Origin of the sequence: Streptomyces sp. NPDC001407, assembly GCF_042895325.1 — a bacterium.
Taxonomy (GTDB): Bacteria; Actinomycetota; Actinomycetes; order Streptomycetales; family Streptomycetaceae; genus Streptomyces.
On the sequence record NZ_JBIAWF010000027.1, the window covers coordinates 41,084 to 56,341 of the forward strand.

Annotated in this window: 18 protein-coding genes; 8 read left to right on the forward strand and 10 right to left on the reverse strand. The window is 71.3% G+C overall.

The window, feature by feature from the left end:
- Positions 1-39: 39 nt before the first annotated feature.
- The 3 genes from ACFY1P_RS29365 to ACFY1P_RS29375 are packed head-to-tail and all read right to left on the reverse strand — an operon-like array spanning position 40 to position 2,113.
- Positions 40-555 carry a hypothetical protein gene (locus ACFY1P_RS29365; RefSeq protein ID WP_390752294.1) on the reverse strand — a complete coding sequence of 172 codons (516 nt, stop codon included), beginning with the start codon at positions 553-555 and terminating at the stop codon, positions 40-42.
- A complete protein-coding gene (locus ACFY1P_RS29370) occupies positions 546-1,142 on the reverse strand; it encodes a hypothetical protein (RefSeq protein ID WP_390752295.1) in 597 nt (198 codons plus the stop codon). The genes ACFY1P_RS29365 and ACFY1P_RS29370 overlap by 10 nt, the downstream gene beginning before the upstream one ends.
- 59 nt (positions 1,143-1,201) lie before the next feature.
- The gene (locus tag ACFY1P_RS29375) at positions 1,202-2,113 is read right to left on the reverse strand and encodes a hydroxymethylbilane synthase (protein WP_390752296.1); all 912 of its coding nucleotides are present in this window, start codon (positions 2,111-2,113) and stop codon (positions 1,202-1,204) included.
- Between the two features lie 105 nt (positions 2,114-2,218).
- On the opposite strand from ACFY1P_RS29375, the gene hemC reads away from it, so the two are divergent.
- Complete coding sequence (gene hemC, locus ACFY1P_RS29380) at positions 2,219-3,151, forward strand: hydroxymethylbilane synthase (protein ID WP_390752297.1); 933 nt, start codon at positions 2,219-2,221, stop codon at positions 3,149-3,151.
- On the opposite strand, the gene ACFY1P_RS29385 is transcribed toward hemC, so the two are convergent.
- The 6 genes from ACFY1P_RS29385 to ACFY1P_RS29410 form a co-directional block, all read right to left on the reverse strand.
- Entirely contained in the window at positions 3,141-4,040 is a 900-nt protein-coding gene (locus ACFY1P_RS29385; RefSeq protein ID WP_390752298.1) for an endonuclease/exonuclease/phosphatase family protein, read from the reverse strand. The two genes, hemC and ACFY1P_RS29385, sit on opposite strands and share 11 nt — an antisense overlap.
- A gap of 92 nt (positions 4,041-4,132) precedes the next feature.
- A complete protein-coding gene (locus tag ACFY1P_RS29390) occupies positions 4,133-4,798 on the reverse strand; it encodes a DUF6624 domain-containing protein (protein ID WP_390752299.1) in 666 nt (221 codons plus the stop codon).
- On the reverse strand, positions 4,791-5,726 hold the full coding sequence (locus ACFY1P_RS29395; protein ID WP_390752300.1) for a glycosyltransferase family 2 protein: 936 nt from the start codon (positions 5,724-5,726) through the stop codon (positions 4,791-4,793). The genes ACFY1P_RS29390 and ACFY1P_RS29395 overlap by 8 nt, the downstream gene beginning before the upstream one ends.
- Positions 5,723-6,601, reverse strand: a complete 879-nt coding sequence (locus ACFY1P_RS29400) for an SAM-dependent methyltransferase (protein ID WP_390752301.1) — start codon at positions 6,599-6,601, stop codon at positions 5,723-5,725. Before ACFY1P_RS29400 ends, ACFY1P_RS29395 begins: the two co-directional genes overlap by 4 nt.
- Before the next feature lie 426 nt (positions 6,602-7,027).
- Positions 7,028-7,801 carry a TauD/TfdA family dioxygenase gene (locus ACFY1P_RS29405; protein WP_390752302.1) on the reverse strand — a complete coding sequence of 258 codons (774 nt, stop codon included), beginning with the start codon at positions 7,799-7,801 and terminating at the stop codon, positions 7,028-7,030.
- Positions 7,798-8,613, reverse strand: coding sequence for an ATP-binding protein (locus tag ACFY1P_RS29410; RefSeq protein WP_390752303.1), 816 nt, complete (start codon positions 8,611-8,613; stop codon positions 7,798-7,800). Before ACFY1P_RS29410 ends, ACFY1P_RS29405 begins: the two co-directional genes overlap by 4 nt.
- Here ACFY1P_RS29410 and ACFY1P_RS29415 point away from each other — a divergent pair.
- Positions 8,572-9,912 carry a hypothetical protein gene (locus ACFY1P_RS29415; RefSeq protein ID WP_390752304.1) on the forward strand — a complete coding sequence of 447 codons (1,341 nt, stop codon included), beginning with the start codon at positions 8,572-8,574 and terminating at the stop codon, positions 9,910-9,912. The two genes, ACFY1P_RS29410 and ACFY1P_RS29415, sit on opposite strands and share 42 nt — an antisense overlap.
- Before the next feature lie 24 nt (positions 9,913-9,936).
- Positions 9,937-10,503: a GNAT family N-acetyltransferase gene (locus ACFY1P_RS29420; RefSeq protein ID WP_390752305.1), complete on the forward strand. Its 567-nt coding sequence runs from the start codon at positions 9,937-9,939 to the stop codon at positions 10,501-10,503.
- 98 nt (positions 10,504-10,601) lie between these two features.
- On the opposite strand, the gene ACFY1P_RS29425 is transcribed toward ACFY1P_RS29420, so the two are convergent.
- Positions 10,602-11,036 (reverse strand): hypothetical protein, encoded by a 435-nt coding sequence (locus ACFY1P_RS29425; protein ID WP_390752306.1) that lies wholly within the window; start codon positions 11,034-11,036, stop codon positions 10,602-10,604.
- A 190-nt stretch (positions 11,037-11,226) separates the two neighbouring features.
- Between ACFY1P_RS29425 and ACFY1P_RS29430 the strand changes: the two genes are divergently transcribed.
- The 5 genes from ACFY1P_RS29430 to ACFY1P_RS29450 all read left to right on the forward strand — a co-directional run bounded on the left by ACFY1P_RS29430 (position 11,227) and on the right by ACFY1P_RS29450 (position 15,247).
- Positions 11,227-12,321 (forward strand): helix-turn-helix domain-containing protein, encoded by a 1,095-nt coding sequence (locus ACFY1P_RS29430; RefSeq protein ID WP_390752307.1) that lies wholly within the window; start codon positions 11,227-11,229, stop codon positions 12,319-12,321.
- An 18-nt stretch (positions 12,322-12,339) separates the two neighbouring features.
- Positions 12,340-13,011 (forward strand): YdcF family protein, encoded by a 672-nt coding sequence (locus ACFY1P_RS29435; protein ID WP_390752308.1) that lies wholly within the window; start codon positions 12,340-12,342, stop codon positions 13,009-13,011.
- Positions 12,953-13,756, forward strand: a complete 804-nt coding sequence (locus tag ACFY1P_RS29440; RefSeq protein ID WP_390752309.1) for a WbqC family protein — start codon at positions 12,953-12,955, stop codon at positions 13,754-13,756. The genes ACFY1P_RS29435 and ACFY1P_RS29440 overlap by 59 nt, the downstream gene beginning before the upstream one ends.
- Before the next feature lie 187 nt (positions 13,757-13,943).
- Complete coding sequence (locus ACFY1P_RS29445; RefSeq protein ID WP_390752310.1) at positions 13,944-14,072, forward strand: hypothetical protein; 129 nt, start codon at positions 13,944-13,946, stop codon at positions 14,070-14,072.
- A 71-nt stretch (positions 14,073-14,143) separates the two neighbouring features.
- The gene (locus ACFY1P_RS29450) at positions 14,144-15,247 is read left to right on the forward strand and encodes a methyltransferase domain-containing protein (protein ID WP_390752311.1); all 1,104 of its coding nucleotides are present in this window, start codon (positions 14,144-14,146) and stop codon (positions 15,245-15,247) included.
- Positions 15,248-15,258 lie beyond the last annotated feature (11 nt).

The following is a 15,258-nucleotide window of genomic DNA, read 5'->3' on the forward strand; positions in this document are numbered from 1 at the left end:
TGGGTGGCGGCCGCTTTGCAGACGACCGGGTGACGCCCCTCACGACGCGGAACCCGCCTTCCTCGCAGTGGACTTCTTCGCCGGAGGCCGCTTCCTCGGGGGCGGGGCCGGCCGCCGCGCGGGCGGAGGGTCTACTTCTCCACCGAGAGCGCGGTAGAGCTTGTCGGGGTCGGTCCAGCCTCCGGGCGGCACGACCCACCGCACATCGCGGGTCTGTGTGCACGTGGCGGTCAGCGGAAGCTCGATCACGGTGTTCCGGCGCAGCAGTCGGGCGCCCCGTCCCCGCAGGTCCCACCGGTCGGCCCACCCGCAGTCGATCAGGAACGTCCACTGGCCGGCGTACCCGCTGGCCAGGACCGGGCCGATGCTGGACCCGAGCGTCTTCAGCGTCCGTTCGCCGAGCCAGGGCGGGACCCTGACCGCGTCCCACTCCACCCCGCACCGGGCGTGGATCACCCCGGGTATCGACCTCACAGGATCGCCCCGGAACCGGGCAACCTCCCGCTGCTCCTTGTGGTCCGTGTAGGGGTTGAGGAAGTTGACCATCAGCCCCACGGCGTCTTCCTGGCCGCGGCCTCCGGGGTGGCCGGGGAGTTCTCGCGTGTGTAGATCCTGAGCTCCCAGGCGCGCCGGACGCCGTGGGCCGCGGTGCGCGCTGCGAGCTTGCCGAGCAGGTTCCTGTTGACCGGCGTCAGGTGATGAGTCGGCCAGCGGCGGGACTCGGCCAGCCGCCGCAGGGTGACGCCGGTGGCGTACGCGTCGAGCACCGCGCGCTCGATCTCGTCAAGGACCAGGGGTTGTTCTTCCGGCTCCGTGCCGCGTGGCAGCGGCAGAGGGTAGTCGGGGTGCCGGTAGGCGGCGTGCAGCAGAGCGGGCGTGCGCCCGCCCGACTTCAGCTTCTGGTCGGCGTAGTTCAGGGCTTGTGTCACGGCGTGCAGTCGTCCGCCCAGGAGCGTCGCCGTGCCACGATGGGTGTGCCCGAGGGAGATCAGGGTGAGCACGGTGCGCTGGAGGGGGTTGAGTATCGGGCAGGTGCGCAGCTCCCCCAACTCGGCGTCGGCCACCTGGCCTTGGAGGGGCGCGAAGACGTCGTCGACGGCCTCGGTGCCGTCGGCGCGGGGCGAAATAGTGTGCGTGGACACGATGGGCTCTCTCGTACGGGTGGGTCTACAGGGGCAGAAAGGGTGGCGCGGGTCGGCCGTTACTGCTGGGCCGCGCTGGCGGCGATGAGGTGGTGGCCCCTGCTGGAGAGCAGGTCGAAGCCCACGGCCGTGCCGAGGTCCATCGGATCGGTACCGCGCTGGTGGGAGACGACGAACCGGCCGCCGTCCGGCTGGAAGAGGACGCCGCGCAGGGACAGCTGACCATCCGGCAGGGTGATGCAGAATCCGGCCGCTGGCGCGTGCCCGCCGGCGAGCAGGACGCACCGCAGCATGCGTTCGGCGTCGATCTCCCGCCGGGTGCGCGTGTCGTCGAGCCGTCCGACGACCGCGACGGTGTCTTCGTCGTCGTTGCGGCATTGGAGGGCGGTCGCGGCAGCCCCCAGGGGCGGGCACAGGCGCTCCACGGGAAGCCAGTCGCTGGCCCGGTACCGCTGGCCGAGCAGGTCCAGGGCGTGGGAAGCGACGACCAGGGCGCCGACCTCGCCGGCCTCCAGGGCCTTCAGGCGTTGGTCGACGGTCCCCAGGACCGGCATCACTTTCAGGTGCGGGTGGCTGCGGGCCAGGTACGCGGCGCGCCGTACCGAGGTCGTGCCGATGGTCGTGCCCCGGGCGAGCCGGTCGAGGGGCAGCCCGCCGGGATGCACGAGAGCGTCGCGGACATCGCCGCGCTGCGGGTAGGCGGCGACCACGGTCCCCGGGCGGACCAGGGGGACGGCCGGGATGTCCTTCACGTGCCGCACCGCGACATCGCAGCGACCGTCTAAGAGCGCCTGTTCGACAGGGCTGGGGGACGTGCTCGTCCCGGAGACGTGGGCAGGACCGGGCATGGGGATGACGCTGACCTCGACGGGCGGCCGCAGTTTCTCCAGGCTGGCCCTGGCCTGCTCGGCCTTGGCCAAGGCCAGGGGCGCATCGTGCACCCCGATACGAATGTGCTTGCGCTTGCGCACGCGTGATCTCCAGACGTTCAAGGCCGACAAAGCGTCGGAAAGCGGTGTGTTCTGGGGCAGCTACGATGCGCCCAACCATGCCGTTGGCGCGAGGAGTTGATGGTCATGACCGTGGTCACGGTCGGGTCCCGGGCGAGCCACCTGGCGCGCGCCCAAGTCGCCGAGTACCTGGCGCCGCTGCGCCGCCGCTTCCCCCACATCGACTTCCGGCACCGGGTGGTGGCCGAGAGCGCCGACAAGGATCGGCGCACCGCCTTGGTTGAGGTCTCCCGCGCAGCGAACGGCGCCGCGTTCGCAGGCGCGCAGGAAACCGCGCTCCTGGCCAAGGAGGTGGACCTGGTCGTGCACTCGTTCAAGGACCTGCCCGCCACCCCCACGCCGGGCTTGGTGCTGCTGCCACCGCCCGGCCGCGAGGACGCGCGCGACGCTCTGTGCGGCAGCACCCTCGACGCCCTCCCGAAGGGCGCCCGGGTGGGCACGAGCGCGCCGCGCCGCATCGCCCAGCTCCTCGCGGCCCGGCCCGACCTGAGCCTGGTACCCATCCGCGGCAACGTCCCTCCGCGCCTGGCCAAGGCCAGGGCGGGCGGGCTCGATGCCGTGGTCCTGGCCGCCGCCGGCCTGCGCCGCCTGGGTCGCGCCGAGGACATCAGCGAACTGCTGCCGTTCGACCCCTTCACACCTTCGCCCGCCCAGGGCGCGCTCGGCATCCAGATCCGCGAGGACGACGCCATGCTCCGCGACCTCCTCGCCGACCTCGGCGACCCGGAGGCCGACGCCCAGGTGCGCGCGGAGCGGGCCCTGCTCACCGCCCTGCGCTCCGGCTGCGACCTGCCGGTCGGCGCGTACGCCCGCATCCGCAGCGACGGCAGCCTGTCCCTGACGGCCCGCGTCACCGCGCTGGACGGCACGCGCGAGGTCGCCGTCACCGCCACCGGCCCGGCCACCGACCCGGAGGCCCTCGGGCGCACCGTTGCCGAAGACCTCCTGCGCCACGGGGCGGGGCCCCTGCTGGAGGCGGCCCGCGCGGTCACCGGCTGACCGGCCGTGTGCTCAGGCGGACCTCGACCGGAAGGTGGTCCGACAGCCTTCGCGTCAGGGGCGTGTCATGCACGACGGCCCCGGCAACGTGCCCGGTGAGGTGCTGGTTGACCAGCACGAAGTCCGAGCGGTGATCCAGCAGTTCGACCTCGGACCAGTAGCCCGCGGTGCGGTGCGGCTCCCGGCCATGCAGCTCGAACGGGTCACGCCAGCCCGCTTCGTGCAGCAGCTGGATCGCGCGCCGGTCGGTGACCCCGAACTTCCCGCTCGGCGTGAGCTGGCAGTGCCGCGAGCGCAAGTTCGCCGGAATCCGGCCCCAGTCCGGCTCCGCGTCCTGGAGCCCGATGGTGTTCAGGTCACCCAGCAGCACCACGCGCTGCGCCTCGCCCTCGTAGGTGTCGCCGTAGCCGGTCAGCCACCGGGCCTCGGCCAGGCGTTCGTCACCGCCGAGGAAGCACAGGTGGGTGAACAGCGCGGTGATCTCCAGCTCGTCGCGCAGCAGCAGCCGGACCCGGCCCAGTCCGTGGTAGAAGCTCCTGCGGCTGGCGTCAACGTCGTGACCCTGCACACGGACGGTCTCCGGCCGCACCAGCAGCGCCAGATGGTTCCCGCGACCACTGCGCGACAGCACCGGCGGCAACGGCACCATCCCGACGGCGTTCGCCAGCTCCCACAGGCGCCGCCAGTCACCCTGCTCCCAGCCGCGCAGCTCCTGCAACGCGAGCACGTCGGGCGCCAGAGCCGACAGGAACTCGATCTGGGCCTTCCGGCGGCTCTCGTCGCCCTCGCCGTCGATGCCGCCGGTGCGGATGTTGAACGTCACCAGGTGAACGCCGTCATCGAGCCGGGGCACGGCCTGCGGCAGGGCGCCGCAGGCGTCCGTGAGCAACTGGGCCTCCAGGCTGTCGCTCGTCGTTCCTCCGCCCGCCGTTCCTTCAGGGGCGGTAGACGGCGTGGGCCGTAAATTCACAACAGGAGCATTCACGTCAAATGTCCTTCGCAGGTGGGGCGTACATAGGGCGGGGGTTCGAGTCGGGGGCGCCGGGTGAGGGAGAGCAGCCGCACGTCGCTGTCCGTGCCGGCCTCCGGCAGGCCGACCGTGCGGCGCCGCTCGGCCAAGGCGGACGGGTCGGCGACCGGGTAGAGGCTGATCGAGCCGTCGTCGTGCAGCACCCACTGGGTGCCGTGGGTCTGCAGCTCGCCGTCGTGCATCGACAGCCGGTCGCCGAGATAGGCCGTGTGCCGGGCCGGGGCGTCACCGGCTTCGACGGCCTCGTGCAGAAGGCCGAGCGCGTCACGCTGGAACGGGGTATGCCGGTCGCACATCATCGCGACCCACCACGCCGCCTCGGCACCGACCTCGCCCACCAGGCGCACCCCGGGCCAGCCGTGTGCGTCGAAGTACTGGCGGAGCTCCCGTGTACTGCGCTGCTCCCAGCGCAGCAGGTCCTGCATCGTGTCGTGCGTGGGAACGGGGCCGGTGAACGTGCGGGCGGCGAGTCCTTCGCTGTGGAGGCGGAACAGCGTCGCCAGCACGTCGAGGCGCGGGCAGGGCCATGAACGCGGTGGTACGACGGCGGCTCCGTCGTCGCCGGCCGCGCGGGGCCGGGGAGGACCGAGGCGCGCGTCGGACTTGGGGTCAGCCACGGGCGGCCACCGCCGTCCGGCGCATCGGGCGGGGCGCCGTCTTCAGGCGAAGGCGCTCAATCTGGCGGCCCGTGGTGCTGGCCAGGCATGCCGCCCCCGCCAGGCGCCCGCCGCGCGTGAACAGCCAGCGCACCGGTCCGCCGCCCGGCAGCCGGCACGGGCGGCCGGGAACGCGGGTGTTGGGCAGTTCGTGGGCGATCCGTGCGAGCACTGCGCCCCGCCACCAGGCCCGCGCGCACACCGCCCGCCAGGTGAGGTCGTCGGGCGCGACGTCGAGGTGAACGACCGCGTCCGGCACGGCTTGTACGAAGCCGCCCGTCGCCCGCAGCCGGGTGGCGAGCGCCGCCGCCCCACACCGACGGTGGCCCCGGTCAGCGCCGGTGTGCTCGTCGTCGAACTGGAGAGGGGCAACGCCGTTGCGGAACCCGAGGTTGCAGCCCGAGACCTCCCACGGTCGCTCCAACTCGCCGGGCACCGTCGGCCAGCGCGCCGAGCCAACCAGATCGAGCACAGCCCTCGGCAGCCGAGGCCCCGGCGGGTCGGTGACCGTCACCGACACCTGGCCGCACACCAGGTCCGCACCCCCGTACGTCAGCGCGGCGACCATCGCGCGCACCCACCCCGGGTCCGGCCGGGCGGCCGGGTCGGTGATCAGGACAACTTCCCCGGTGGCCACGCGGATGCCGGTGTTGCGGGCCCGGGAGAGCCCGGCATCCGGCTCGTGCAGCACGTAGACCGGCAGTCGTGAGCCGGGGAGGCCGGGCCGCTCCGGCACCGGTTCCGTGCAGGTGTCGACCGCGATCAGCTCGATCGGCCCCAGGTAGTCCTGCTTCAGCAGGGCCATGAGCAGGCGCGGCAGGCGGGAGGCGTTGTCCCGCACGGCGACGACGACGCTGACCAGCGGAGGCACGGTCTTCTCCTCGTTCACGGCTTGATGGCGAGGACGGCGTACGCGGCGGAGGACGCGCCGCCGCCCGGGGCGGTCCTGCTGTCGCGGCCCCAGCGCGCCGTCGGCTGCACGCCGTTCTTGGCCAGGCGCCAGCCCGCGCAGAACGCCTCCACCTCATCCCGGGTGCGCAGGTACGTGGGCATCCCGGCCACCGTGGCCGCCTCGGCGGCGGCCACATGACGAGGGTGAAGATCGCCGGTGGAGTGCGTGATCGACAGGGCGCTGCCACTGGCCAGCATGTTCTTGAGCTGGGTGACCAGGTCGTAGGGGTCCGGCATCACGTGCAGGACGTGATGCAGCAGCACCGCGACCGGCCTGGTGAAGTCCAGGACCTCGCGGGCCTGGACGCCGGCCAAGGTGGCGGGCTGGGCCAAGTCCGCGAGCACGAACCCGGTGTGGGCCGGCGGGAGGGCGTTCATGACGGAGCGGGCGCGCGCGAGCGCCACGGGATCCGAGTCCGCGTACACGACCCGGGCCGTGCCGTACCGGCCGACGACCCGATGCACGTACGGCCGGAGCGGGTAGCCGCAGCCGACGACGAGCACCTGCCGGATCCGGCGCTCGACGGCCAGATAGTTCAGGGCCAGCTCGCGGTGCCGGTGGGCGATCCGCGCCGCCAGGCGGGCCTGCGGGTCCGCGGCCAGCAGAACGGCGGCCATCTCCCGGTCGCTGGAGGAGTGGTCGTGCCCGCGCAGCAGGAAGTTGTGGACGCGAGCCGGGCGCGGCCTGTCGAAGTAGTCGCCGTCGAGGACCAGGCTCGGCGAGGGCGGCAGCTCCCACCGCCCCGCCTCCAAGGCGGGGGAGTCCTCGAGCGCGGAAGCGCCGGGCGGTGTGGCGGTCAGATGGTCAGTCACGGTGGTGTTCTCCGGATCAGGCCGGGCAGGGAGGAAGGAGCCGCGCCGGTGGTTCGGGCCCCGCGCCCGGCGGCGGGACTTGGGTCTTCCGGCGGTGGAGACGGGCGACGAAGTGGACTCGCCGCCCGGTGTGGGCGTGGAGGATCTAGCGCACGAGCGGCGGAATCAGGGGAACGGCGCAGGCGGCGGGCACCACCACGAGCAGCACGGCGTTCCGTTTCCGGAGGAGCCGCCCGGGCCCGGGGTCGCGCCGCCGACGATGCCGGGCCCGCGCGTGCCGCCTCGGCCGCACGGCCGGGGTCTCGCCCACGGGCGGCCGCCCAACCGGGTGGGCCTGCGGGGAGAACACGGTCGGCGGGGCGGGCATCAAGTTCTCGGTCGGAAGGTCCGCGTACCGGAAAGGCCCGGCGTTGTGCTCCGTCCCGGTCATCTCGGCACCGCCCCCGAGACGAAGCCCGCGGCCATACGGAACCGGGCAGTGCCCTCGGCCCGCAGGAACACCCGGGGGCCGGTGAACGCCAACCGGCCCGTAGCCCACCGAGCGTTGTCGACAAGAAGCCCTTGGCCGTACCCGAGGGCGAGGACCTGCTGGTGCCGCTGCAAGGCGGTGCGCAGGACCGGCAGGTACGGCTGGGTGGCCGCGCTCCAGCGCACCACCCCGTCCTGCCGCAGCCGTAACGCGTATCGGCGGCGCCCGAGGTCTTCGAAGACGGGGGCCGAGACGGTACGCCCGAAGGCAGCCGCCCGCTCATGCAGGAACGCGTCGGCGGTGTCGGGACGGCGCCGGCACAGGTCGCCGAGGAGGACCTTCCCGTCGACCAGCACGGTCTCCCCGCCCTCGTGCCCCGGGTGGAGGCAGGCCAAGAGCACCAACCGGGGCGGGACGACAAGATCAGGACGGCATGTGTGCACGTCGACCGCCGCGCGAGTCAGCTCGGCGTGCCCGACGAGGTGCGCGTGCCCGCCGGTGTCTAAGACCTCGTGCAGACCCAACGGCCCCTCGCCCGGGTACACGCCCCGAAGCATCACCCTGTCCGCGAACCGGGCCACGGCCTCCGGCGACGTGAGCCCGCTGACGGCCACCAGGCCCGTGTGCCGCATCTTGGCGGAGATCAGATCAACGACCCGCGGCTGTCGGATGTCGACCTCGTACTGGGCGAACTGCCCGCTCAAGGAGGTGATGGTGGGGGAGGTGGTCATCGTGACACCTCGTTGAGCCAGGGGAGGACGGCCCAGGTGCCTCGGCCTCCGTCGGGCAAGGGGCGCCAGGACCAGCTCTTTGCCACGGCCTCGACGATCGTCATGCCACGGCCGGATTCGGCGTCCTCGTTCACCACCTGTCGCACGGCGGGCTTGGACTCCGGGTTCCCGCCGTCCTCGACCTCGATGATCAGGGAACCGCCGCCCTCGGCTGCGGTCAGCGCCAGTTCGCTGCGGGGCGCGTGACGGAGCGCGTTGGTGAGGAGTTCACTGGCCACGAGTTCGGCGTCGGGGACCCGTTCCTCGGCCTCGGCCCCCCACGCGATGAGCGTGTTCCGGAGCATACGGCGGGCTTTCCCGACGGACCGCTCGTGCGGCGCGACAGCGAACGCCACTTGATGCCGGACGGGAAGGCGGGGCCGTTCCAAGGGGGACGCGGCCGAGACGGTGACCTGTCTGGTCTCGCAGTTCCCCAGGCAGGGCGACACTGCTGACGATGCCACTGGTAGCTCCCTGCTCTCGCGACAGTATCCGGACGGGCAACCCCCGCAACGGGTAGGTAAAGATCCTGGCCATGGCGGGTAGCCGTCTCCACCCCCGTTTCCCCCTCGGGTTTTTCCTGAGTTCCGAGGGGCAGCCTCGGATTCCCCTCGGAACCCCCTCGGGGGCGCTAAACACCCACCGGGCCGGGCAGGTTGATGAGCGAACCGCTCCACCGCCACAGGGGCGGACACGTCGAATATGAGGGGTGAAGGGGTGTAATGCGCACCTTGTTCAGGCGTCTGCTCGAAGAGCAGGAAGCGACGGACCACGGTGCCTTCCTGGGGCGCTTCAAAGCGGCCGCCGGTGAGCTGGCAGAGCTTGAAGACGACCCGGGTCTGAAGAACTTGGAGCCCGCGCTGAGCACGTTCCAGGCGTGGCTCTACAACGGTCGGCACCCGCAACCGGACGCCCGTCGGGTGCTCCGTCACTGGCTCGGCTACAGCATCGAGCAGCTGTGGGGCCCGGCACCGGACGGACCTCTGCCTGGTCCGGACCCCCTGTTCGGCACGACTCCCACCACCAGCCGCCCGAATTCCGGTGCGGTGCTGCATGAGATGAGAAGGACGGCGAACATGGCCGCAAAACGTGCGAGGGACTTCGCCATGGGAGCGGAGCAAGGCCACATCGGCCCGGAAACCCTCGGATTCCTCCGGGACCGGGTAGAGGCGATCGTCACCCAGTACCCGCGCGTACCCCTGCCCGCCATCTGGGACGAGATCGCGGAAGCCCAGGACGACTGCTTCCGCCTCATCGAAAGCGGCCGGGCACGACCGTCGCAGACCCGCGAACTGCACATCCTGGCCACGCTCTTGTCGTTCCACATGGCCAAGGGCAGCCACGACATGGGCGACCCGCAGAACGCCATGATCCAGGCCCGCGCCGCAGGCGTGTGCGCCCAGCAAGCGGAACACCCCGGCCTGGTCGCCCTGACGTTCGGGCTGAAATCGCTGATCACCTACTGGTCCAGCAAGGGAACCCAGGCCCTGCACTACGCCCGCCAAGGGGCGGCCGAATGCCCCGACCTGCACGGCACGGTCGCCGTGTGGCTGGCCGGCCTGGAGGCCCGCGCCGCCGCCCTCCTGGGCGACGAAGAGGCCGCCCGGGCCGCGATCCAGCGTGCGCAGGAACTCCGGGAACAGGTGCAGTACGACGACCTCGACCACCTTGGCGGGCTGCTCACCTTCCCCGAGAGCAAGCACCTCTACTACTCCGTCGAGTCCGAGGTCCTGCTCGGCAACGGCAACGCCCGAATAGCAGCCCTCGCCGAGGAAGCCGTCCAACGATTCAGCGACCCCGAAGCCCCCGACTGGGCCTTCGGCGACCTGGCCGGCGCCCAGTGCAACCTCGCCCTCACCCGCCTGTACAGCGGCGAAGTCGACGGAGCAGCCGAAGCAGTCCGGCCCGTCCTCGACCTCGCACCCGCACACCGCAACCGGGGCATCGTCGTCTCCGCCGACCGCGTAGGAGCCGCCCTTCTCCGCGGCCCCGCCCGCAACGCAGCCGCAGCCCGGGACCTGCGAGCCGAAATCGAGGCATACAGTCCCAACCGACTGGCCCTGCCGCGCTGATCCGCGCCGGTAGAGTCCGGTGGCATGCACCCGGTCAGCCGTCGCAGTCAGCGCCTGGAGCTCCGCGAGCTCACCATCGACGACGTGGACGCGGTCTTCGCGATCTACGGCAACCCCGAGGCCACCGAACACCTGAGCTTCGAACCCCGCTCCCGCCAGGACGTGGGGCACATCGTCGCCCGGTCGATAGCCTCGGCAACCGTCGCACCGCGCGCGGAATACTGCCTCGCCATCGTCGAACGCGACAGCAGCGACCTGATCGGGTACGGCCGACTGGCCACCGACCCCCACCAGCAGCGAGCAGCCACCCTCGGGTTCGCCCTGCGCCCGGACGCCTGGGGCGTCGGCTACGGCGTCGAAACCATCCAGCTCCTGCTCGACCTGGCCTTCGAGGGCCTGGACCTTCACCGCGTCTGGGGCGCACGTTCGCCGTTGAACGAGGCCTCGGCGCGCGCCATGCTGAAGGCCGGGATGGTCGAGGAGGGCCGCATCCGCGGGCACATCCTCAAGAACGATCAATGGCGTGACTCCGTAGTCCACGCCATCCTTGCCGACGAATGGCCTGGTCACGGTAGCCGCGAGGACCTGTAGCCGAGCCCGCCATGGCGACAGCGCGCTCTCGCCCGTGATGCACAGGGAACCGACTCCCGCGCCTGCCCCCGCGAGCGAGAGCGTGGGCGTCCCGGCGCTCACGACTCGGCCTCCAGGGTCGGCACGGGTCCGTGCCCGCGCTGTCGGCCCGGGGAGCCGCCCGAACCGGAGCGCCTGCGGCGGGCCGGGCTCGGAGCGTCCCGGCGGACCAGCAACAGGCGGGCTCCGGTCTCCGCGATGCGTTTGCCCCTAACGACGGCTATCGCCTTGGGGCCCAGGTGGGAGGCGGAGGGCAGCACGAGCCCGTAGGTGCCGGGGACTTCCAGCGTGTCCAGCAGCCCGGTGAACGCGGCCGAGTTGACCTCGGTGCCGCGTTCGGTGAACACCCCGGACAGGGTCAGCTCGTGCTGGCGGCAGTACTCGGCCAGCGACTGCTCCAGGGCTGTCTCGCGGGCCGCGGGGACGTTGACCAGCCGCAGGAAGCCGTAGACGGCCGGGCCGCTGACACGGCGGTGCTCGGTGAGAGGTTCCATGGAGGTGACCGTCCAGGCTCAGGAAGAACGACATGGGCAGGCTGCCGCCAAATAAGGGCTGTGACCTGCGTGTTGAAGCGTCCTCCCAGTCGGGCGGCGACGAAATGACGCGGTGTTGCACTTGCGTTGCACTTCCGTCCCCCCGCATGCGTGGTCCGTGCTTGCATGAGCTCTCGGAAGGGAGCGACACGTGGCGACCGTGCACCACTGGACCGGCCTGGAGGCCAGGGCCCTGCGGCTTGCTCTGCGGATGAGCGTCCGCGCGTTCGCTCAGCACCTCGGCGTTGCCGTGAGAACCGTGTCCAACTGGGACAAGCACCTGTCCGCGACCGAGCCCCGACCGGACACTCAGGCCATCTTGGACACTGCCCTCGCCCGCGCGGACGCGGCGGTGCATCTGCGGTTCGAGACGTTCCTCTCCGAGGCTGGCGGACCGCCCCAGGCCACCCGTCGCGTCACCTCCGCAGGGCCTCGGGCCTGGGCGTACGAATCGTGGACCGACGACCTGGAACGGGTCGTCGTCGCCTTAAGCCGCCAGAACTTCGCGTTCGCCGACAACCTGCTGGGCCGGTGGCTGAACCGCTTCCAGCCACCCGAGCTGGACGACAAGGGCCTGTATCTCCTCGCCCGCTCCACTGCCCTCATGGGCGACCTCAAGCGCGACCAGGGGGCCGTAGTCGGGCCGCTGTCCGCCCAGCATGCGTACACCGGAGCCCGCTCGATCTTCACCCAGCTCGACATTCCCCGCCGCGTCGCCCAGCTCGACCTCTCCCTCGCCGTCGTCGCCGAGATGTCCGGCAGCCTGGAGACGGCCGCCCGCCACTACGAACACCTGGCCGTGGACGACCGGCTCGCCCGCCGCGACCGCGCACGGGCCCGCCTATGGGTCGGAACCGCGCTCAGCAAGGAAGGCGAGCACGACTACGCGGCCCGCGTCATGCTCGCCGCGACCCGCGACTTCGAAGACCTCGGCGAGCCCGACGACTGGTCCGTCGCCCACCAAAAGCTCGCCCTCGCCCACCGAGGCACGGGCGACCTGAACAAGGCCCTGCACTTCATCGGCATCGCCCGCAGGACCGGGGGCACCGACTCGCCGATGCAGCGCGTACGGCTGGACACCGCGCACGGGCACATCCTGCTATCCGACCCCGCAACCCGGGATGATGGCCTGACGGCCCTCGACCAGGCCGCGAAGCTGGCCGCTCAGTACGGGATGAGCCACCAGCTGGCCAGCATCGAGAGCATCCGGAAGACCGCGGGGGCGAACAGCTCCTGGCGGCGGTGATCAGGGAGAGAGACGCTAGTGACGACGGACATCCAGCGAGGCATCACCGACGACCAGCGCCAGCGGGCCAAGCTGATCTGGGACTACCACCAGATGGGCCACGAGCTCCGGCCGGCCGACGCCGCGATCGGCCTCGGGAGTCACGACCTGGGCGTCCCCGTCTTCTGCGCCGAGCTGTACCGGGCCGGACTCTTCCCCACCCTCGTCTTCTCCGGCGGACCCAACCCCACCCACCCCGGCCGATTCCCCCGGGGCGAGGCCGTCCACTTCCGCGAGCACGCACTCGCCCTCGGGGTCCCCGACGAAGCCGTCCTGCTGGAGCCCCAAGCCCGCAACACCGGCCAGAACATCACCTTCTCCCGCGACGTCCTGGCCGCCGCCGGCATCGCCGTGAAGACCGTGCTGCTGGTCTCCATGCCCTACATGGAACGACGCGCCTTCGCCACCGCCCGCAAAGTCTGGCCCGAGACGGAGATCATCTGTGCTTCGGCGCCACTGGAGTTCGACGACTACCTGAAAACCATCGGCGACGAGAAGCTCGTCGTCGACCAGCTCGTCGGCGATCTGCAACGGGTGATCGAATACCCGAGGCTCGGCTTCGCCATCGAGCAGGACGTCCCGGAGGACGTACATGCCGCCTACCAGTCCCTCCTCGAAGACGGCTTCGACAGCCGCCTCCTTAACACCTGAACCGCCGCCAGGCGGGCTCTGCGCTATCCACCAGCCCAACCTGTTCCCCCGGCTCTCGACACTGGCCAAGCTGTTCGCGGCGGACTGCTGGATCGTCCTGGACGACGTCCAGTTCGCCCGCCGCGACTACCAGCACCGCACCCGCCTCGCCGCCCTGAACGACCCCGGTCACCGCTGGTGGCTGTCCATTCCGTCCCACCTCCCCAAAGGCCGCCACACCACAGTCGGCGAGGTCGTAATGGCCGAACCCGCCCAGTCCCGGCAACGGACTGTGCGAACGCTCCAGCAGCACTACGGGGCCAGCCCCCACTGGCCCGCGTTCCAGCAAGCCCTGGCCACCGTCCTCGACACCTTCACCACCAGCGACCGGACCGCGGCGGTCGCCGAGGCATCCGCACGCGCCCTGCTGAACCTTCTCGGCTGGCAGGGCCGCATCCTCCGCAGCAGCAGCCTCCCGGCCCGGCCGGGACGCTCGCAGCGACTCGCCGACCTCGCCGCCGCCGTCGGCGCCCACACCTATCTGTGCGGCTCCGGCGGCATGAGCTACCTCGACGCGGCCCCCTTCACCGCCAACGACATCACCGTCACCCCGTTCGCCGTCCCCGCGACCGGCGCGTGGAATACCGCCCGCGACATCAGCAGCATCTGGGCCCTGATGCGCATCGGCCCCCGCCACCTGGTCGGCGACCTGCAAACCATCAGATCAGGCCAGAGCCCGGACCGACAGTCTTGCCTGGCTGAATGAGCAAGCCGGCGGCAGTACGGGGAGCAGCGAGGCATCCTCTGACCAGGGCTGATGTACTGGGGGCTGTCGCCGGATTGGGCTCGTCGTCGTCCCCCGGCCAATGTGAGCAAACATCGCCTGCAAACGCACCGCCCCGCACTACCGTCCTTCCATCACTGCTCCGACCCGTACGAGGAGGCGCACCCACGTGGGCAAGCGGAACAAGGATGACGACGACAAGGACGACATGCTGCCCGGGCAGAAGTTCGAGCCGCCCAAGGAGCCGCCGACCCCGGACGGGGCGCCTCCCGAGGGAGACGGGAAGCACCGCAAGTGAGCCGTGAGCACTCCGAGGGCGGGCGGTCTGGCTGGAAGGAGCTAGGCCGCCAGCTCCTCGCGAAGGGATCGATGACACCCGACTGGGAGGACACGTTCGCGCACACGCCACGGACACAGTTCCTCCCCTCGGTGATGTGGCCGTACGACCAGGGGAGCGGGGAAAGCCTGACGGTGGACCGCACCACGGACCCGGACGGCTGGAACCGGTACGCCTGCTCGGACATGGCGATCATCACGCAGTGGGACGACGGCACCCGTACCACCCCGGGGGCGGACATGACCTCCTCGTCGTCCATGCCGTCCCTGGTGCTGTCCATGCTCGCCGACCTCCAGGTGCAGCCTGGGCACAAGGTGCTGGAAGTGGGCACCGGCACGGGCTGGAATGCCGCTCTCCTCGCCCACCGCGCTGGCCGCGGACACGTGACCACGATCGAGGTGGACCCGACGGTCGCCGAGACCGCGCGGCGCTCCCTGCAACAGGCCGGCGCCTCCGTCACCGTGATTCACGGCGACGGACTCGTCGGGTATCCGGCCGCAGCTCCCTACGATCGGCTCGTCGCCACGTGCGGACTGCGCACGGTCCCGTACACCTGGGTGGAGCAGATGCGCCCGGGCGGCGTCCTCCTCATCCCCTGGGGCACCCACTTCACCTCAACGGAGGCCACCGCACGCCTCGTTGTCGCCAGCAACGGCGGCTCCGCGAGCGGCCCGTTCACACAATATGTGACGTTCATGCGCGCCCGCGCCCAGCGACTCACCGTCGACGGCTACGACACGTACGTCACCGCCGAGGCCAGAGAGGGCGCCCAAAAGTCCCACACCGCCCTGCCGTACGACGAAGTGTTCGGCGCGACGCTCTGGGACGCGAACCAGTTCGCTCTCGGCCTGCGCCTGGCCGACGTCGTCCACACCAAGGGGCCGGAGGAAAACGGTGCTCGCCCGGTGTGGCTCCTCAGCCTCAACGACCGCTCCTGGGCCTGCATCCTGTTCCGGGACGACCGAGCCAAGTTCACCGTCTACCAGCACGGTCGCCGCCGGCTATGGGACGAGACCGAGGCCGCCCACACATGGTGGACGGAGCAAGGACGCCCCGGGTTCAGCAGCTTCGGCCTGACCGCCGATCAGACCGGACAGCACGTGTGGCTCCACGAGCCGAGCAACCGGATCGAGTAGGACCTGCCTCG